This is a genomic window from Microtetraspora sp. NBRC 13810 (genome assembly GCF_030268685.1).
Taxonomy (GTDB): Bacteria; Actinomycetota; Actinomycetes; order Streptosporangiales; family Streptosporangiaceae; genus BSRQ01.
Map to the genome: position 1 here is coordinate 49,617 of NZ_BSRQ01000027.1, position 17,556 is coordinate 67,172.

General features: G+C 72.1%; 13 protein-coding genes and 1 pseudogene. 3 read left to right on the forward strand and 11 right to left on the reverse strand.

Translation table 11 applies throughout. The annotated features are described in order from the left end of the window. Positions 1-5: 5 nt before the first annotated feature. Together QSK26_RS36820 and QSK26_RS36825 are read right to left on the reverse strand one after the other, a co-directional pair. Complete coding sequence (locus QSK26_RS36820; RefSeq protein WP_285779976.1) at positions 6-2,126, reverse strand: serine/threonine-protein kinase; 2,121 nt, start codon at positions 2,124-2,126, stop codon at positions 6-8. Between the two features lie 109 nt (positions 2,127-2,235). Further along, the gene (locus QSK26_RS36825; RefSeq protein WP_285779977.1) at positions 2,236-2,886 is read right to left on the reverse strand and encodes a pyridoxamine 5'-phosphate oxidase family protein; all 651 of its coding nucleotides are present in this window, start codon (positions 2,884-2,886) and stop codon (positions 2,236-2,238) included. A 43-nt stretch (positions 2,887-2,929) separates the two neighbouring features. Here QSK26_RS36825 and pdxR point away from each other — a divergent pair, with 43 nt between their 5' ends. Continuing rightward, the gene (gene pdxR / locus QSK26_RS36830) at positions 2,930-4,441 is read left to right on the forward strand and encodes a MocR-like pyridoxine biosynthesis transcription factor PdxR (RefSeq protein WP_285779978.1); all 1,512 of its coding nucleotides are present in this window, start codon (positions 2,930-2,932) and stop codon (positions 4,439-4,441) included. 544 nt (positions 4,442-4,985) lie between these two features. Here the strand turns inward: pdxR and QSK26_RS36835 are convergent. Together QSK26_RS36835 and QSK26_RS36840 are read right to left on the reverse strand one after the other, a co-directional pair. Further along, positions 4,986-5,444: pseudogene (locus tag QSK26_RS36835) on the reverse strand (DegT/DnrJ/EryC1/StrS family aminotransferase); the annotation flags it as partial. A 70-nt stretch (positions 5,445-5,514) separates the two neighbouring features. After that, positions 5,515-6,600 (reverse strand): GNAT family N-acetyltransferase, encoded by a 1,086-nt coding sequence (locus QSK26_RS36840; protein WP_285779979.1) that lies wholly within the window; start codon positions 6,598-6,600, stop codon positions 5,515-5,517. 289 nt (positions 6,601-6,889) lie between these two features. On the opposite strand from QSK26_RS36840, the gene QSK26_RS36845 reads away from it, so the two are divergent. Both QSK26_RS36845 and QSK26_RS36850 read left to right on the forward strand, forming a co-directional pair. Then, a complete protein-coding gene (locus QSK26_RS36845) occupies positions 6,890-7,918 on the forward strand; it encodes a phosphotransferase family protein (RefSeq protein ID WP_285779980.1) in 1,029 nt (342 codons plus the stop codon). 210 nt (positions 7,919-8,128) lie between these two features. Further along, complete coding sequence (locus QSK26_RS36850; RefSeq protein WP_285779981.1) at positions 8,129-9,460, forward strand: GH39 family glycosyl hydrolase; 1,332 nt, start codon at positions 8,129-8,131, stop codon at positions 9,458-9,460. On the opposite strand, the gene QSK26_RS36855 is transcribed toward QSK26_RS36850, so the two are convergent. The 7 genes from QSK26_RS36855 to QSK26_RS36885 all read right to left on the reverse strand — a co-directional run bounded on the left by QSK26_RS36855 (position 9,435) and on the right by QSK26_RS36885 (position 17,549). Continuing rightward, complete coding sequence (locus QSK26_RS36855; RefSeq protein WP_285779982.1) at positions 9,435-9,914, reverse strand: SRPBCC family protein; 480 nt, start codon at positions 9,912-9,914, stop codon at positions 9,435-9,437. The two genes, QSK26_RS36850 and QSK26_RS36855, sit on opposite strands and share 26 nt — an antisense overlap. Positions 9,915-9,966: 52 nt before the next feature. Continuing rightward, positions 9,967-10,704: a GNAT family N-acetyltransferase gene (locus QSK26_RS36860; protein ID WP_285779983.1), complete on the reverse strand. Its 738-nt coding sequence runs from the start codon at positions 10,702-10,704 to the stop codon at positions 9,967-9,969. A 136-nt stretch (positions 10,705-10,840) separates the two neighbouring features. Then, on the reverse strand, positions 10,841-13,498 hold the full coding sequence (locus QSK26_RS36865) for a hypothetical protein (RefSeq protein WP_285779984.1): 2,658 nt from the start codon (positions 13,496-13,498) through the stop codon (positions 10,841-10,843). A 4-nt stretch (positions 13,499-13,502) separates the two neighbouring features. Beyond that, positions 13,503-14,882: a lipopolysaccharide biosynthesis protein gene (locus QSK26_RS36870; RefSeq protein WP_285779985.1), complete on the reverse strand. Its 1,380-nt coding sequence runs from the start codon at positions 14,880-14,882 to the stop codon at positions 13,503-13,505. A gap of 55 nt (positions 14,883-14,937) precedes the next feature. Next, positions 14,938-15,741: a polysaccharide deacetylase family protein gene (locus QSK26_RS36875; RefSeq protein ID WP_285779986.1), complete on the reverse strand. Its 804-nt coding sequence runs from the start codon at positions 15,739-15,741 to the stop codon at positions 14,938-14,940. Further along, positions 15,738-16,679 (reverse strand): glycosyltransferase family 2 protein, encoded by a 942-nt coding sequence (locus tag QSK26_RS36880; protein WP_285779987.1) that lies wholly within the window; start codon positions 16,677-16,679, stop codon positions 15,738-15,740. The genes QSK26_RS36875 and QSK26_RS36880 overlap by 4 nt, the downstream gene beginning before the upstream one ends. 36 nt (positions 16,680-16,715) lie before the next feature. After that, entirely contained in the window at positions 16,716-17,549 is an 834-nt protein-coding gene (locus QSK26_RS36885) for a glycosyltransferase family 2 protein (protein WP_285779988.1), read from the reverse strand. Positions 17,550-17,556 lie beyond the last annotated feature (7 nt).

Consider the following 17,556-nt stretch of genomic DNA (forward strand, 5'->3'; position numbering starts at 1 on the left):
CCATATCACTTGATCGGGTTGACCTCCCCCTCGACGGACCGCGGCGGGACCTCCCCCTCTTCCTGGCAGTCCGGGGTCGTGCCGGAGGCGACGGCCGCACCGCCGGGCGCGGCGGGCGTGGTCGTCGCCGTCACCCGCCACGCGGTCCCGCACGGCACCCGCCCGACGGGGAAGGTGACCGTGCTGGTGTAGGCCGTCTCCCCGGCGAGCCGCACCACCTGGGCCAGGTCGCCGCCCTCGCCGAGGCTCAGCGCCACCCGCAGCTCGACCGGCTCGGCGCCGAAGGTGGTCGTCGCCACCGTGGCCGCCGCCTCGCCCTTGCCGCCGACGGCGGCCCGCAGCACCTCCAGCGTGCGCACGCCGGACGGGCAGGGGACGCGTACCTCCCGCCCGGCCGTCCGTCCGCCCGCGGTCACCCTGATCCCGATCGGGGTGTCGCACGGCGTCTCGCCGAAGGTGTGCAGGAAAGACCTCGTGTAACCGGTCGCGCCCCTCAGCGTGACCCGCTCGGTGCGCACCGGGGCGCCGTCCACGGTGAAGACCGCCTCCAGCCGTACCGCGCCGGTGCCCGTGGTGGTGACGGTGACGTCGCCGCCCAGGGTGGTGCCGTCCTGGGACAGCTCGCCGAGGCGCAGCGCGGAGACCCGCGTCCGCGGAGGCGCGGGCGAGGCGGTCGGCGACGGGGTGGGGGAGGCGGCGGGCGCCGACGGCGAGGCCGTGGGGCCGCCCGTGCCGGGTCCGGGGGTTCCCGGCTCGGGCGCGGCGGTCTCCGGGGCGCTCGTCGCGGGCCCGGGGGCCTGCGGCTTCGAGGGCCCGGGCTTCGAGGGCCGGGGTTTCGGGGAGGCAGGCTTCGAGGTGGCGGGCTTCGGGGTGGCGGGCCCGGGGGAGGTGGTCGCGGGCTGCTGCGGGACGCCGGCCTCCGGCGGCACGGCCGGACCCGCGGGGAGCAGCTCCAGGGGAGGGGGGTCGGCCGGGGGCGTCCCGGTGACGGCGGGCGCCGGCTCCGGCGGGTCCGACGGGCCGGGCGCCGGGCCGGGAGAGCGGGCGGGCGCCGCGGCCACGATGCCGATCCGCTGGGCGGGGGCCTCGTCCGAGGCCAGCGCGTAGGCGGTCACCCCCGCCGCGACCGCCACCGCGCCGGCCGCCGCGCCGAGCCGGACCGCGTTGCCGCGTGCCGTACGGCCCAGGTCGCGCAGCACCGTGCGGAAGACCGTGGAGCCGCCGCCCGGCACGACCGGCGGGTGCGGCGGCAGCGGCAGCAGCGCCGCGAGCAGCGCCGCCAGCCCGGCCAGCCGCCGCCGCCCGCGCTCCTCCCAGTCCGCGCCGTACCCGGCCCGCGCCACCCGCTCCAGCTCGGCGAGGAACGCCGACGCCGTGCCGGGCCGGTCCAGCGGATCCTTGGCCATGCCGGCCGCCACCAGGCCGCGCACCGGCTCGGGCACGTCGCCGATCGGCACCGGTGCGGTCCGGTGCTGGAACCTGAGCACCACGTGCGCGGTCGCCTGGTAGGGCCGGTGCCCGGTGAGACACTCGAAGAACACCGCCGTGGCCGCGTAGACGTCACTGGCCGGCGAGGCGGGCAGCCCGTCCCACTGCTCCGGCGCCATGTACGGCGGCGTCCCGGCCGGCGCCCTGCCCTCCCCCTCCCGTACGGCGATGCCGAAGTCGACCAGTTTGCTGGACCCGTCCTCCCGGACGAGCACGTTCTCCGGCTTGTAGTCCCGGTGCACGACGCCGAGCCGGTGCGCGGCGGACAGGCCCAGCAGGGAGCCCTTGAGCACGGCGAGCGCCGCCTCCGGGCCGGTCGGCCCGTGTTCGCGGAGCAGGGCGCGCAGCGAGACCCCGTTGACCGCCTCCATGACGATGGCCGCCGAGCCCCGGCCGTCCTGCACGTACTCGTACAGCCGGGCCACGTGCGGGTCGGTCAGTTCGACCATGACCCGCGCCTCCTCCTGGAAACCGGTCAGGAAGCCGGGGCGGGTGCGCAGTTCGGCCGACAGGTACTTGATCGCCACCGGGGTGCCTGTGGGGTCGTGCACGGCGAGCACGACCCTGCCGCTGCCTCCCGAGCCGAGCGCGCGCACCTCGGTGTAGCCGGGCGCCGTCCATTCACCACTGGCTGCCATGGCGATCTCCACTCGGCCGGGAAACGGATGCCATCCCTTGAAGACGTGCGGTTCGCCGGTGAGGTTGGCCGGTTGATACTGGATCGGCATGAATCGAGGGAAATGGTCCTCAGATCGTCCGGTCTGTCACGTGGCCGGGGGCGGGGACTCCGGCCGGCAGCGCCGGGTCCGGTTCCGGCGTGCCCCAGCTCGTGTGGAGGGGCAGCACGCCGGCCCAGATCGGCAGCGCGTAGTCCTCCTCCTCGTCCGACGGCGGCCCCTGCCGTACCTTCACCGACGCCTCGGCCAGCGAGAGCGCGAGGACCGCGGTGGCGGCGAGTTCCCTGCGGTTCGGGCGGCGGGCGTAGTCCCACTGGCCGGGGGCGAGCCGTTCGCTGATCGCGCGGAGCCCGGCCAGGTGCTCGTCCGGGTCGGTGACGGCCCGGGGCGTGCCGTAGATCATCGCGGCGCGGTAGTTCACCGAGTGGTGGAAGACCGAGCGGGCGAGCACGATGCCGTCGAGATGGGTGACGGTGACGCACACCTCGGTGCCCGCCGCGGCCCGCAGCGACCGTGCCCCGGTGGAGCCGTGCAGGTAGAGCGTGTCGTCCACACGGCCGTAGCCGGTCGGGACCACCATCGGGGCGCCGTTCGCCACGACGCCCAGGTGGCAGATCAACCCGGCGTCGAGCACGTCGTACAGGTCGGCCCGCTCGGTCCGGGCGCGTTCCTTGCTCCGGGCGAGGCGGGTGCGGTCGGTGGTGGAGAGCGCGGTGGTCATGCGCCCAGGATGCGGGAAAGTGGCCTGGGATAATACGGCCACTATGCGCGATTTGCAGGTGACCACTTCCGGTCCGGAGCTGCCGCTCACCCTCGTCAGGGACGCGTCCCCGTCCCTGGCGACCCAACTCGGCGACCAGTTGCGGGCGGCCATGCGGGCGGGCGTGCTGTCGGCGGGGGAGCGGCTGCCCTCCACCCGTGGCCTCGCCCGCCAGCTCGGCGTCAGCCGTACCGTCGTCACCGAGGCTTACCAGCAGCTCTACGCCGAAGGGTGGCTCGACGGCCGGCACGGCTCGGGGACCTACGTCGCCGACCTCCCGGAGATCGTCCGGCCCGCGCCCGCGACCGCGCCCGCCCCGCCCCGGCGGCTGCGCCGCGACCCCGCCCGGCATGCCGGGAAGGTGGTGGACCTGCGGCCTGGGTCGCCGTGGACGCTCGACTACGACCGGGCCGCCTGGCGGCGCGCCCTGCGCCGGGCCGCCGACCACCCGCTGAGCCCGGACCCCGACCCGTACGGCCTGCCGGAGCTGCGCGAGGCCCTGGCCGTGCACCTGAGGCGGACCAGGGCCGTGCCGGTGGACGCCGAGGGCATGATCGTGACCAGGGGCACCGGCAACGGGCTCGGCCTGGTCACCGCCGCGCTGCTGGGCCCCGGGGACCGGGCGGGGGTCGAGGATCCCGGTTACCGGGTCGCCAGGAACACCTTCCGGGCGCACGGCGCGGAGGTCGTGTCCTGCCCGGTGGACGAGGACGGCGTGATCGTCGAGGGGCTGCCCGGCGACCTGCGCGTCCTCTACACCACGCCGGCGCACCAGTACCCCACCGGCGGGCGGCTGCCCATCCCGCGCCGGGAACGCCTGCTGGCCTGGGCCCGGCGCACCGGGGCGATCGTGATCGAGGACGACTACGACGCCGAGTTCCGCTACGACGTGGCGCCGCTGCCCGCGCTCTACGGCCTGGACCCGGACCGGGTCGTGCTGCTCGGCACCCTGTCCAAGTCCCTCGCCCCGGATGTCGGCGTCGGCTGGCTGCTCGCCCGGCCCGACCTGCTGGCCAGGTTCGCCGAGACGCGCTCGGAGACCGGCGACCGCACGCCCGGCCCGGTGCAGGCCGCGGTGACCGCCCTGCTCGACCACGGCGACCTCGACCGGCACCTGCGGCGGATGCGGCTGGAGTACGCCAGGCGGCGCGCCGTCGTGGTCGAACTCCTCGGCCCGCTGGTGCGCGGGGACACCGCCGGGCTGCACGTCATGATCGAGCTGCCCGAGCACGTCGTGCGCCCGCTGGCCGAGGCGGCGCGGGAGCGCGGCGTCCTGCTGGACACCGCGGAACGCCACCACAACGGCGCCCCGCGCAGGCACGGCATCGTGCTCGGGTACGGCTCCGCCTCGCTCCAGGACGTCAGGCGAGGTTGCGAGATCGTGGCACGACTGGCGGCCGAGCTGGCCGGAGCCCCCGTACCACGGGAAGGGCGCGGCGGGCGTAGAGCGGATCCACCGGCAGCACGTGCCGCGCCCACCAGCGGGCCACGTGCGGAGCCGGCGAGGGCTCGATGAAACCGGGCGCGTAGTCGTCGTAGGGCGGGTCGTAGAGGAAACCGGTCGCGACGCCCTGCCGTTCCAGGCTCACGATGGCCTCGTCCCGGTCCTCCACCAGCAGCGGAACCCGGAACAGCGGCTGGTCCACCAGTCCGGGCACGGCCGGCGCCGCGCTGGGCAGCCCGGCCAGCAGGGAGACGCCCTCGACCCGGCGGGCGCGCTCGGCGGGCAGCGCGGCGAGCCGCCTGGCCTGGTACCAGTGCGCCGGCCTGCCCTGCCGCGTGCGGTAGGAGTGCAGGTCGGCGCGCACCCAGCCGTCGAAGGCGGGCAGGCCGGGCACCTGTTTCATCGCCTCCCGCAACTCCTCGGGGCGCAGCGCGATGCGGAAGCCGTCCCGGGGCTCCTGCATGCCGAGCGCGCGGGCGACCCGCAGCGCGGGGCGCACCAGGTCGAGTTTGAGCGCCGTCTGCCTGGCCATCGAGGTGAACACGGAGTACATCTCCCTGCGCAGCGCGCCGGGGCGCAGCAGCAGGTCGCGGTGGTGGCGCAGGGCGCGCAGGTCGGCTTCGTGCTCCACGGCGAGGACGCCGCCGGAGCCCGCGCCGGCGTGCTTGGAGAGGCTGAACACCCCGGCCGCCCCGAAGGTGCCGAGCGCCTGCCCGGCCACGGTCGTCTCCATGGCGTGCGCGACGTCCTCGATGATCGGCACTTTGCGGGCCAGCAGCGCGAGCACGTTGTCGGGCAGGCCGTAGAGGTTCGTGGTGAGCACGGCGTCGACCGACTCGAAGTCGACCGCGCCCACGTCGATGTTGCCGTCCCTGGGGGAGAGCGCCGCGATCACCGGGATCAGGCCCGCCGCCAGCACCAGGAAGAGGATCTCGTCGGCCGACACGGGGGACATCAGCAGCCGCTCGCCCGGGGCGCACCAGTAGCGCAGCGCCAGATAGAGACCCAGCCGGTTGGAGGGGAGTGCCAGGCACCGCCGGCCGATGCGGCGGGCCAGGGAGGTTTCTACGTCAATCGTGCCGACTCCTTCACTCCCATCACAAAAGACTCAGGCGCCACGCAGGCGCCCGAGCATACTCCTTGCGTCAGGAGCCTTGAAGCGTCGTCCGCAACTTCCCGAAGGCTTTGAGCGTGCGGTCGGCGGCGGTGAGGAGCAGCGGGTTGGCGAGCACCGTGCCGCGCACCTTGCGGACCGGGACGCGCAGCATCCAGTGCGCCCCGGAGCCGACACCGAGGGTCGCGACGCGCCCTTCGGTGACGAAGTACTCGCCGGTCTTCAGCTTCTCCTTGTACTCCTTGTCGCCCCGGCCCATGTCGATCACCTGGATGCCCGTCCCGGCGGCCCGCTCGGCCATGTCGAGGTGCTGGATGAGGCCGGGGGAGTACTTCGCGAAGGCGGTGTCGTAGGCGGGGAACCAGCCGGCCAGTGTGGTGCGGGTGCGCAGCCCGAAGTGGCCGGCCACCGGGCGGCCGTCGGCGTAGACCATGTCCAGCAGGCCGCCGAAGCTCTCGGTGTCGGTGGCGAGCAGCCGCTCGACCAGTTCGACGATCCACGGCCTGGCGAACCGGTCGGTACGGCCGGTGCGGCGGTACTGGTCGGTCTTCCAGCCGAGCAGCGTGTGCAGCGGCCCGGTGTCCTTGATCGCGAAGTGGTGCTCGACCTCGCCCACGTCGCGGCCCAGCTTGCGCTTCTTGTACGCCGTCGAGCGGTAGGTCTTGCCGCTCTGCTCCTTCAGGGTCTCGGTGTAGGCGTCGAAGCCGTCGCGCAGGTCGATGATCGGCGAGGGGTGGCGGCTGTGCCGCTCCGGGACGAGCGGCTGGTCGGCGATCAGATGGTCGAACTCGTAGACGTCCAGCCCGCACCGCTTGATCAGCGTCTTGGCGTCAAGCTCGATGTCCTTGGCGTGGACGAGCCCCTGGGCGTCGGTGAGGCCGGCGGCCACCGGCTTGCCGATGCCCAGCGGGTGCCGCTCGAACGGGAAGAATCCCACCACGTCCGGCCCGTCGCTCAGCACCGCCACGCGCACCTGCGGGCGGAGCTCCCCCACCACCATCGTGAACTCGGGTGACAGGAACGGATTGTCGAATGCGGGATCGGCATCCTGGAGGGCCCGCCACCGGGACACCTCCTGCACCCCGAGGTCGCGGGGAGGAACGACTGAAATGCGCATTGGCTCCTACTGGGGTGTGCAGTGTCCCCAAGGTCCGGCGTAAGGTGAGTGGGACCCGATCGTTAGGGACCATCGTCAATCATGACCAGTCTGATGTAACGCTGGAGTAAGGCGAACAGTTCATCGCCTCCTCCCGGTTGTGCGAAAAGCCAGCAATACCCGTGCATCGACCGCTCACACGACGATGTACTGAGGGGACGCGCGGTGTGGCCTGCTCGTTTACCTGTGTGACGGAAACCTCGCCCTCCGGGTGGCGGCCGTGACCCGAATCACGTTCTAATAAGGCTTTATGAACACGCCTGGGATCGACTGGCCACGGCTGGTCCGCTGGATGTCCGCGCACGTTCCGGACGCGGGAGAGCCCACCGGGATCTCCGTGATCTCCGGGGGCCGGTCCAACCTGACCTACCTGGTCCAGGCCGAGGCGCGCCGGGTGGTCCTGCGCCGGCCGCCGCTCGGCCACGTGCTGCCCACCGCGCACGACATGAGCAGGGAGTTCCGGGTGATCTCGGCCCTCGCGGCCACCCCGGTGCCGGTGCCGGAGCCGCTGGCCTTCTGCTCCGACGAAGACGTGATCGGCGCGCCCTTCTACCTCATGGGGCACGTGGCGGGCGACGCGATCCGCACCGCGGAGGAGCTCACCGGGCTCGGCGTCGGCGCGGACGGGGCCAGGCGGCTGTCCGAACGGCTGGCCGAGATCCTCGCCGCCGTCCACGCGGTCGACTACGAGGAGGCCGGGCTCGGCGACTTCGGCCGGCCCGAGGGGTACATGGCCCGCCAGCTCAGGCGCTGGAACCAGCAGTGGGAGCGGTCGAAGACCAGGGAACTGCCCGAGTACGACCGGTTGGTCACCCGGCTCGGCGAGCGGCTGCCCGGCCGGTCGGGGGCGACCCTGGTGCACGGCGACTACCGGCTGGACAACACGCTCGTCGGTCTCGGGCCGGACGGCGGCGCGGAGATCAGGGCCGTGGTGGACTGGGAGATGTCCACGCTCGGTGACCCCCTGGCCGACCTGGGCCTCACCCTGACCTACTGGCACGACGCCGACGACGCCGTCCCGGTCGCGGGCAGCGCGACGACCGTCCCCGGGTTCCTCGGCCCGCGCGAGTTCGCCGCCCACTACGCCAAGACGGCCGGGACCGACCTCGGTGACCTGGACTTCTACCTGGCGTTCGGCCGGTTCAAGCTCGCGGTCATCCTGGAGGGCATCCACGCCCGCTACCAGCAGGGCAAGACCGTCGGGGAGGGGTTCGGCACGGTGGGCGCCGGCGTCCCGCACCTCGTCGCCAGGGCGCACCGGATCCTGGACGGTGCCTGAGAGTCACCGCGGGTTTCAAGCACGATGCAAGTCTCACTCGGTACGGTAACCGGGTAAGACTGACCCGCCATGTGTGGAAAAGTCGGCACTTGGCGAGCGAGCCATGGGCCGGGTCGCCATGTCGGCAAGCGCTTGATTCGAAAATGGGTGAGCGGACCGGTGATTCCTAACGGACGCCATGCGCGTCGACTTTCGACCTGGCCGGTCGCCGTGGGAGCGGGCGTCCTGGCCTGCGCGCTCGTCGTCGGCATCCTCGCCTACGCTGCGCGCACCGACGAGAAGAGGGGACGCGGCCAGGCGATGACGATGGCGCCCAGCGAACCCGCCCCCAGCCTGCGCCAGCCGCCGGCCGTCGACGACTGGCCGCGCTGGGGGATGACCCACACGCAGTTCAGCGTGGACAACGAGCCCGAGGATCTGCGGGAACCCGCCACGCATCTCCTGGAACGGGTGCCGCTGATCCAGAACCAGCACATCATGGGCTGGGGCGCGGGCAACCCCGAACCGGCCCCCGGCAAGAACGACTTCCGCGACCTCGACCGGCGGGTCAAGCTCATGGCCCGCTCGAACGCGCTCCCGGTGCTGACCCTGTGCTGCGCCCCCGACTGGATGAAGGGCGGCGCCGAGGGCCGCACCGTCTGGGAGCAGATCGAGGTCGCTCCCGAACGCGACCACTTCGACGACTACGCCCGGCTCGCCGCCACCGTGGCCAAGCGGTATCCCACGGTCAAGCACTTCATGGTGTGGAACGAGTTCAAGGGCTTCTGGAGCAACGGCCGCAACGCCTGGGACGCCGAGGCGTACACCGAGCTGTACAACAAGGTCTACGACGCCCTCAAGGCCGTGGACGAGGACATCAAGGTCGGCGGGCCGTACGTGCCGATCGACACCGACGTGTCCGAGACCAACAAGTCGGAGCTGTCCGGCGCCTGGGGCAACGTGGACCAGCGCTCCCTGGACGCCATCGAGTACTGGCTCCAGCACAAGAAGGGCGCCGACTTCGTGATCATCGACGGCTCCTCCGCGACCAACGACCGGGGCATCGTGCCGGACGAGTTCACGGCGCTCGGCAAGTTCGGCGCGGTGACCAACTGGCTCCGCAGGGAGAGCGGCGACCTGCCGGTCTGGTGGGCCGAGTGGTACGTCGAGAGCGAGGGCTCGGGCTGGACCGAGGAACGGCGTACGGCGGTGCAGACCGCGGCCATGATGGAGTTCGCGCTCAGCGGCGTCACCACGGCGCTCTACTGGAGCCCGCAGCCGAAGAACTCCGAGGGGTCGCAGGACTGCCCCGGCTGCCTGTGGAGCCCCGTCGACGGCGATGAGATGCCGATGGCGGGCGTCCTGAGCGGCTTCAGCAAATGGTTCCCCGCGCACGTCGCCCTGACCCCGGTGGACAGCTCGGACGCCCGGGTCCGCGTGCTGGCCCAGGAACGGCAGATGGTCATGGTGAACACCACCGGCGCCGCCCTGACCGTCACGGTGGACGGGCAGTCCTTCACCCTCCAGCCCTACGAGGTCAGGTGGAGCGACCGGGGCGCCTGACCCCGGACCGGCCGCGGAGCAGCCCGGACACGGCGCGGCCGAACAGGAACCGGCCGGTCGGCGCGGTCAGACCGGCCAGCCTCCTGGGCAGCCCGCGCACCTCGATCTCCTCGACCCACAGGACCTGGGAGGCGGCCCCCGGACCGGGATGCGGGCGGACCTCGATCTCGGCCCAGCCGGTGAGGAGGGAGCCCCGTTTCTCCAGCCGGCACCGGCCGGCCGGGTCGGCGGCGTCGGGCGGGTCCCAGCGGACGACCTCCATGGGGTCGTCGAAGGCGAGCGGCCCGACGCCGGTGCGGGCCACGAACGACGTGCCCACGTGCGTCGGAGGCGTCGTCGTGACGATGACCGTGGTCAGCGGGACGTGCCTGGCGTGGCTCGGCCAGTCGGTCACCCGCCGCCACGCCTCGTCCACCGGCAACGGTGAAACGCGCTCGATCCGGAAGAGGGCCACCAGGAGAGCGTAGGCGAGCGGGCCGCCGTTTCCGCCGACCCCGGACCCGCCGTCAGACGTGTCGCATCCACACGTTCGGCTCCGCGTACTCGCCGGTGTCGGCCTCCCGGTCGATGAGCACCGGCGCGAGGGCCCCCGGCACCACGTAGGCGCCGGAGTCGGGGAAGGCCATGTCCGTCCACTGCTCCCACTCGGCGACGGTGCCGCGTACCACCATGGAGCGCTCGGCCGGGCACAGGATCCGCGCCCCCATCCGGTGGTGGATGCGCAGCCAAGGGTCCAGCGGGGTGCCGTCGGAACGGGTCCACCCGGCGAAGCGCGCCATCTCGGTCAGCGGATAGCGGGCCTTCAACGTGGGCCGCACCGGGGCGATCACCCGGGTCAGGCCCTCGGTCAGGGCCCGGTCGCGCAGCCGGTCGAGCAGCTCGGCGGCCAGCCCCCGGCCTTGCAGCCCCTCCCGGACCTGCGCCGCCATCAGCACGAACGTGTCGGGACGGGTGCCCCGCTCGTGCTGCTCGACCGACCGGACCAGGGCGTCGGTGTACCCGGCGGGCAGTCCGGCGACCGTGCCGTCCCAGGTCAGCGGCACCCCCCAGCCGCCGGCCGCGATGTGGTCGTTCTCGTCCAGGAGGAGCAGGTTGAACGCGGAGAAGAAGTCACCGGCCCGGTCCATATACTGCTTGACGGTGGCCTCGTGGAAGATGAACTCCGGCCAGCCCACGGAGAAGACCTCCTCCACCTGGCGGCCGAGATCGGGCCGGGACGCACTGACCACCGTCGTCAATTCCATGATCGAATCCTAGGGCCGTCCGGAGACCACCGAGGCGAAACGGTTCGCCACCGCCTGCCGGACCGGGAGAGACCGGCTCGTCGGCCGCCGGGCGTACGGCCCGTCGATAGGTGAGTGTGCCTATCCGGCCGCTCCGCTAGAGGAACCCGATGACCAGGAACCGCTCCACGATGACCGCCACCGCGACCACGAACATGAGCAGGCCGAGGACGAGCACCCGCCGCCGTGCCCGCCGGGCCTGGTCCACGCCGTTCTGCCGCATGATCTCGTAGCCGAGCAGCGCGATCCAGGTGGCCGCCAGCGCCGCGATGCCCACCGGGGTCCACGGCGTACCCGGGTCGCCGGGCAGCCGGTAGTTGCCGCCGGTCTTCGCGACCGGCCCCTTCGGGTAGTTCCGCAGCGAGTAGAGCGCGGCGTCGTCGTTGGAGAAGACCCGTTTGATCTCCTTGTTCGCGTCCAGCGCCGCGCGGAAGCGCTCGCCCCATCCGGCCGGGAAGCCGTGGTTGAGCTCCAGATAGTGCGCCTGGGCCACGCTCGCGATGAGATAGGTGCCCGGGCCGTCCAGCCTCAGCCTGGTCAGGATGTCGGCGAGGTTCGCCGGGTCCGGGTGCACGAGGACCTCGTTGTAGTCCACCTTCTCGATGTCCTGCTCACGCCACGGGATGGTCGGGGTGATCTCCTCGCCGGCGATCGGCACCAGGTAGAGCAGCCGGGCGTTCGGCTTGGCGTGGTCGTACACGTAGTGCATCGCCGCGACCTCGCCCTCGGTGACCTGCTCGAACTTCTCGTTGCCGTAGCGGGCCACCAGGAAGGCCATGGACAGCGTCAGCGCGGTGACCGCGGCCAGCGCGAGCGACACCTTCCGCGTGAGCTGGGGGTTGAACCGGATGTTCCGCCGCCGGATCGGCACGGTCTCCTCACCGGTGTCCGCGCTGCCCGCCGGGAGGTTCGGGAAGAACGCGTACGCCGCCAGGATGCACGCCCCGGGCAGGGCGAACATGTAGATCCGCAGCCCGATCTCGCCGCCGTAGCTCTGCAGCCCGAGCGCCAGCGTCGGGATGCACAGCAGGATGAGCGCCGCCCGGTCGGCCACCCCGCGCCGGAGCCGGCGCAGCAGCCCGACCGCGGCCAGCGCCAGGATCACCGCGCAGATGCCCAGCCGCACCTGGAGCACCATCGCGTGCGACGGGTCGGTGCCCGAGAGCCGGTCGCCGGTGTTCTCCTGCAGGTTGTCGAAGATCCGCCCGATGCCGCCGAAGATGTGGTCGAGGTTCCCCGACCAGTACGGCGTCGCCTGGTAGCTGATCCACGCCAGCACGATCAGGCCCAGGAAGAACGGCAGCGCCAGCGACAACGAGGTACGGCGGAGCAGGATGAGACCGGTCAGCGCGCCGAGCATCATGAACGGTGTGATCTGGTGGGCCGCGGTGGCCGCCGCGAACAGGGCGATCAGCAGGACCAGCATGATCACCCGGTCGCCGCGGCGCGCGGGGGCGTACGAGAGCTCGCCGGGGACGAGCCCGTCGAGCCGGGCCAGCGTCCTGCGGATCAGGCCCCTGTCCGGGATCGGCGCGGTGCGCGGCTCGACCCGGCCGAACCAGCGCAGCACGATCGCGACGAACGCGATGTAGAGCGCGAAGGTGAAGCCCTGCGGGGAGAAGTAGTCCTGGCCGATCCACTGCACCAGGATGAACAGCAGCGCCGCGAACCACCGCGCCCTCGTGGTGGCCACCACCAGGCGCAGCACCAGCACGAACGGCACCAGGTAGAGCAGGTTGGACAGCAGCGGCGTCCACTGCAGCACCGGCGCCATGTCGTGCAGGCCCGCCGCCCGGGTCAGGAAGGCGAACAGCGCGAAGAACCCCGGCCAGGAGAACCGGGCGTCCAGACCGGGCAGCGCCTCGCCGCTGCGGGCGATGTACTCCACGAACCCGGCGTGCACCCACGCCGTGTGGAACCGCGGCTCGGGCTCCACCAGCGCCGCGGCGCCGTGCAGCGCGAAGGTGATCGCGGCGAGCTGGAAGAGCAGCAGGCCCTTGCGGTCGGTGTTCTGCGCGATCGTGATGAAGAACGCGCCGATCAGCAGCAGGATCGCCGCGAACGCCGCACCGGGGAGGACGGAGATCAGGCCGAGCCCGTCGATCTGGGTGAGGTCCACCCCGCGCAGCGGCCCCGGCGACACCCGCATCGCCAGCACGTACATGACCAGACCCTCAAGGGTCAGCACCGGCGGCGCCCACAACGGCGCACTCGCCGCCAGCGCCGCCACCCGCCCCCGCAGCCCACCCGGCTCCGGCTGGGCGGCCACCGCCCGCACGGCGGGGCGCTCGGGCGCGGTCGTGGGGGTGCCGGAGGCAGGGGGTTTCGGCGGGGTGGCGGGGCGTGCGGGCGGAGGGCCGGTCAGGACGATCTTGGGGAAGACGGCGGTCGAGGTGACGTCTTCCTCTTCGTCGAACTCAGCCTTGGACTCGCCCTCGGACTCAGCCTTCGGCTTGCCCTCGGACTCAGGCTTCGGCCCGGCCTTGGTCTCGGCCCTGGTCTCAGCCTTGGATTCGGCCTCGGCCTCCGACTCGGCCGCGGGCTCGGGCTCGGCCTCCGACGCGGGCTCGGACTCGTCCTCGGCCTCAGCCGCGGATGCAGGGCCGGATCCGGACCCCGGTTCTGGCTCCGGTTCGGACTCCGGTTCTGGCTCCGGCGCGGGCTTCGTGGGGGGCTTCGCCTCGGCCTCCGGGGGCACAGGGTGGCTCGCCTCGGTCTCCTCGACATCCGGGCTGTCGGTCGTCCCCGTGGTCATGTCCTTACCTGTCCGTTGCCTCACGCTGAACATCATGGGGCTTCCGGTGAGCGCCCGCGACGCCGCGCGACGGTGTTGCGCCGAAATCAAGGATCTTGCGCAGACCGCTGAAGATCAGGGCGGCGACCAGTAGCTCGCTGAACAGTAGCCCGTATCCCACCGCGACGACCCCGAAGAACGGGAACATCGCGACCGAACTGCCGAGCACGCACGCCGCCAGGCCGATCTGGACGAGCGCCAGCCTGCGCGCCTGGCTGCCGGAACGCAGCGCGCTCAGGTAGATCTCGATCAGCACCCGGGGCAGTACGGCCAGCGCCATCAGGCGCAGCAGCAGGGTGCCCTCGTCGGCGAAACCGGCGCCGAAGATGCTCAGGATGAACGGCGCCAGGATCACCGTGAGGGCGACCACCGGTGCGATGATCATAAACGCTCGGCGCAGCGCGTTACGCGCGTTGGCGGCGAGCCGGGACCGGTCGAAGGAGCCTTCCACGGTCAGCGAGGTGGCCATGTTCATCGCGAGCAGCTCGATCATCGAGCCCAGCGTGTGCGCCATCGCGAAATAGCCGAACGTCGCCTCGTCCACCTGTGACGCCACGAGTACCGGCACCAGGTAGACGATCGCCAGGATCGACAGGGTGCCCGGGTAGTCGCCGGCCAGGAACCTGCCGATCTCCCTGGTCCGCGGCGGCGGCAGCGTGACGGGGCTCTCCCGGGTGTGCCGGGGGATGAGGAAACCGAAGATCAGGATGTTGACCGGGATGAGCGCGATGGCCGTTGGCACGATCCACGAGACGAAGATCCCGTCCTCCGGCAGCGCGCCGGCCAGCGCGATCAGCATGACCATCTTGACCAGGCCGAAGCAGATGCTGTTGACCGGTACCCAGGTGGCCTTGCGCAGCCCGGCGAGCGTCACGTCCTGCAACGTGAAGACCGACCAGACCAGTACCGAGGCCAGGAAGAACAGGCCGGGGCCGAGTCCGCCGAGCCCCGAGTAGGTCTCGCCCCACAACGGCAGCGTCAGCAGGAAGCCGAGCGCCGCCGTCATCCCGGTCGCGCCGGCGACGAGGTAGGCCCGCCGTACGATGCTCCCGGTGCGCCGCCCGCCGATCGGGATGAACCTCGCCAGCGCCCCGACGAAGCCGAGGGCGGTCAGCGAGGCGAACAGCCGCATGGCCGTGATCAGCGCCTGGCCCCGGCCGAAGTCCTCCGGCGTGTAGAGGCGGGCGGCGAGCAGCCAGTAACCCATGCCGAGCACGGCGGTGATGCCGGTGTTGGCCATCAGCGCGTAGCCGTTGCGGAACAGCGGGTTGCGCAGGTCGCGCATCACCTTCTTGCCCAGTCCCGACAGCCTGCCTTCGGGCAGCCCGGTGACCCCGGCGCTCATCGCTGTGACTCCCCCTTCGCCCGCCGCGCCGGTCTCCCTCTGGCGCGGCGGCGTCCTAGACATGTCCGCGCACCCGGCGCAGGCCGTACCTCGTTCTGCGGACCACGGCGAAGCCCTTGGTCAGCAGGCGTTCCTTGAGATAGATCAGGGGGATGGCGCGGTCGTGCACCGCGCGGCCGAAGGTGCTCAGCGTGGTGCCCTTGGCGATGGTGAGCCTCGGGATCGTGAACACGTCGTCGCGGCCGGAGGCGACATCGTTGGCGACCGCGCAGGCCGCCGTGTAACCGGCCCGCGCCACCTCCCGGCGCACCCGCGCGCTGGAATAGCCGTACGGGTAGGCCATGGTGGGCACGGGTAAGCCCAGCCGGTCTTCGATGAGGGCCTTGTTGCGGCGCAGCTCTTCACGCAGGTCGGCGTCGGAGAGCTGGTCGAGCTGGGGGTGGCTGTGGCTGTGGCCGCCGAGTTCGACGCCGCAGGAGGCGGCCTCGGCGGCCTGCGACCAGGTCAGCATGGTGTCGAGCGGGCGGCCCGCGGCGTCCTGCCCGGCGTCGGCGAGCCAGCCGGTGGTCAGGAAGACGGTGGCGGGCGCGCCCGCCTTCTCCAGCAGCGGAAGCGCTTCCGTGTGGAAGTCGGCGTAGCCGTCGTCGAAGGTCAGCACGACCGGCCGGGCGGGCAGGTCGCGCCCGTCGTCCTCGTGCAGCGCGGTGACCAGCGCGCCGAACGTGATCGGGGTGAACCCGTGGTCGCGCAGGTAGCCGAGCTGGTCGGCGAAGTCGGACGGGCGCACCGCGAGGGGCCGCGTCTCGTCGTTGGGCCGCTCGCTCACCGAGTGGTACATCAGGATCGGCACCCGGGTCATGACTTCCCCAGCTTCAGTCGCGCGGTGCCGACCACGTAGCCCCAGGTGGTCCAGGCGAGCCCGACCACGATGGCGCCCGCGCGGCCCAGGCCGGACCCGTCCCCCCTGAGGGCCTCGCCGACGCCGCGCAGCGCGCCGAGCGGCAGCGCCTTCAGCGCGTGCGCCCGCTCGCTGGCGAGCCCGTCACCGGCCCCCACGCTGGCGGTCACCAGCGCCTTGGACAGCCCTTCCGCGTAGCACCTGCTGCGGAAGTAGGCGAAGGTCGAGCGGGCGGCGGGCACCTTGTGGCCGATCTCCGCGCCGGGCTCGAAGAGCATGACCGATCCCGGTCTGGACTGCGCCAGCCGGATGCAGAACTCCGTCTCCTCACACCCCAGCGGCCGGCTCTTCTTGCCCTGCACGCTGCGGCCGATGCCGGTGCGGAACCCGCCGACGTCACCGATCACCCCGCGCAGGAAGGCGGCGTTGCCCCCCATCACGTTGCGGATCGGCGCCCGCCGTACCGGCATGCCCCGGTAGGAGCAGCCGACGGTCCAGTCGAACTCGTACGGGAACCACCGCGGCCGGCGGCCGGACGCCCACAACGGGTGCGTCCGCCCGCCGACGCCGACCACCGCCGGATCCTGGAAGCCCTCCTCCAGTGCCTCCAGCCAACCGGGGTCGGCGACGGCGTCGTCGTCGAGGTACGCCACGATGTCACCGGTCGCCGTGGCGGCGCCGGTGTTCTTGCCACCGGAGAGTCCCTTTTCGTGGGAGTTCTCCACCACGATCGCGTGCGGGTACTCCCGCTTCAGCCGCAGGTGCAGGTCCGGGTTGTAGTCGACGACGAGAATGAGCTCATGCGCCGGCCGCCGCTGGCGGTCGACCGACTCGACCGCCGCCCGGATGTCGTCCCAGCGCTCTTCGGTGTAGACGCAGATGACAACGCTGCACTTCATGCCTGCTCGCTAACGGTTCGTCGCTGAAGGTGGGGGTTACGCCACGCCCCGGTCAGCGGCGCGGGTCTCGGAGGGCTCCTCAAGCTGCTGCTCCGGGTGGCGCCGCCACTCGCGCAGGATGGTCTTCAGCACGCGGATGCCGTCGCGCACGACGTGCAGGTTGCTCTCGCCGTGGATCCGGCAGCGCTCGTGGCTGGGCACCTCCTGGATGCGCAGACCGGCCCTGGCCGCCCGGATGTTCATCAGCGTCTCGACCTCGAAGCCCGCGCAGTCGAGGTCCAGCGCGTTCAGGTGCCGGGCCCAGAACGCGTTGTAGCCGTAGCACAGGTCGGTGTACCGGGTGCCGTAGATGGTGTTCACCAGCGAGGTGAGGACCTTGTTGCCGAAACGGCGGTTGAAGGTCAGGTCGTCGCTGCCGCCGCCGGCGGCGTAGCGCGAGCCCTTGACGAAGTCGGCCCCGGTGACCAGGGCGCCGACGAACTGGATGATCTCGCGGCCGTCGGTCGAGCCGTCGGCGTCGATCATGACGATGATGTCGCCGGTGCAGGCGGCGAAGCCCGCCGAGAGGGCGTCGCCCTTGCCCTTGCCGGTCTGGGTCACGATGCGCACGTTCGGCCGCAGCCGGCGGGCGACCTCGACGGTGTCGTCCGTGGAGTTGCCGTCCACCAGGACGATCTCGTCGATCCACTGGGGGAGGGTGGCGAAGACGTGGGGGAGGTTCTCCGCCTCGTTCATGGCGGGGACCACCACGCTGACGCTGGGGGAGATGGCCACGTGGGGGGTGAGAGGGGTGAACCGCTCCAACGGCGGCATGGACCTCAGGGCGGCCACCTGAGGCTTGCCGTTGTGCGTGCTGATCTCGGGACTCATGTGAGGA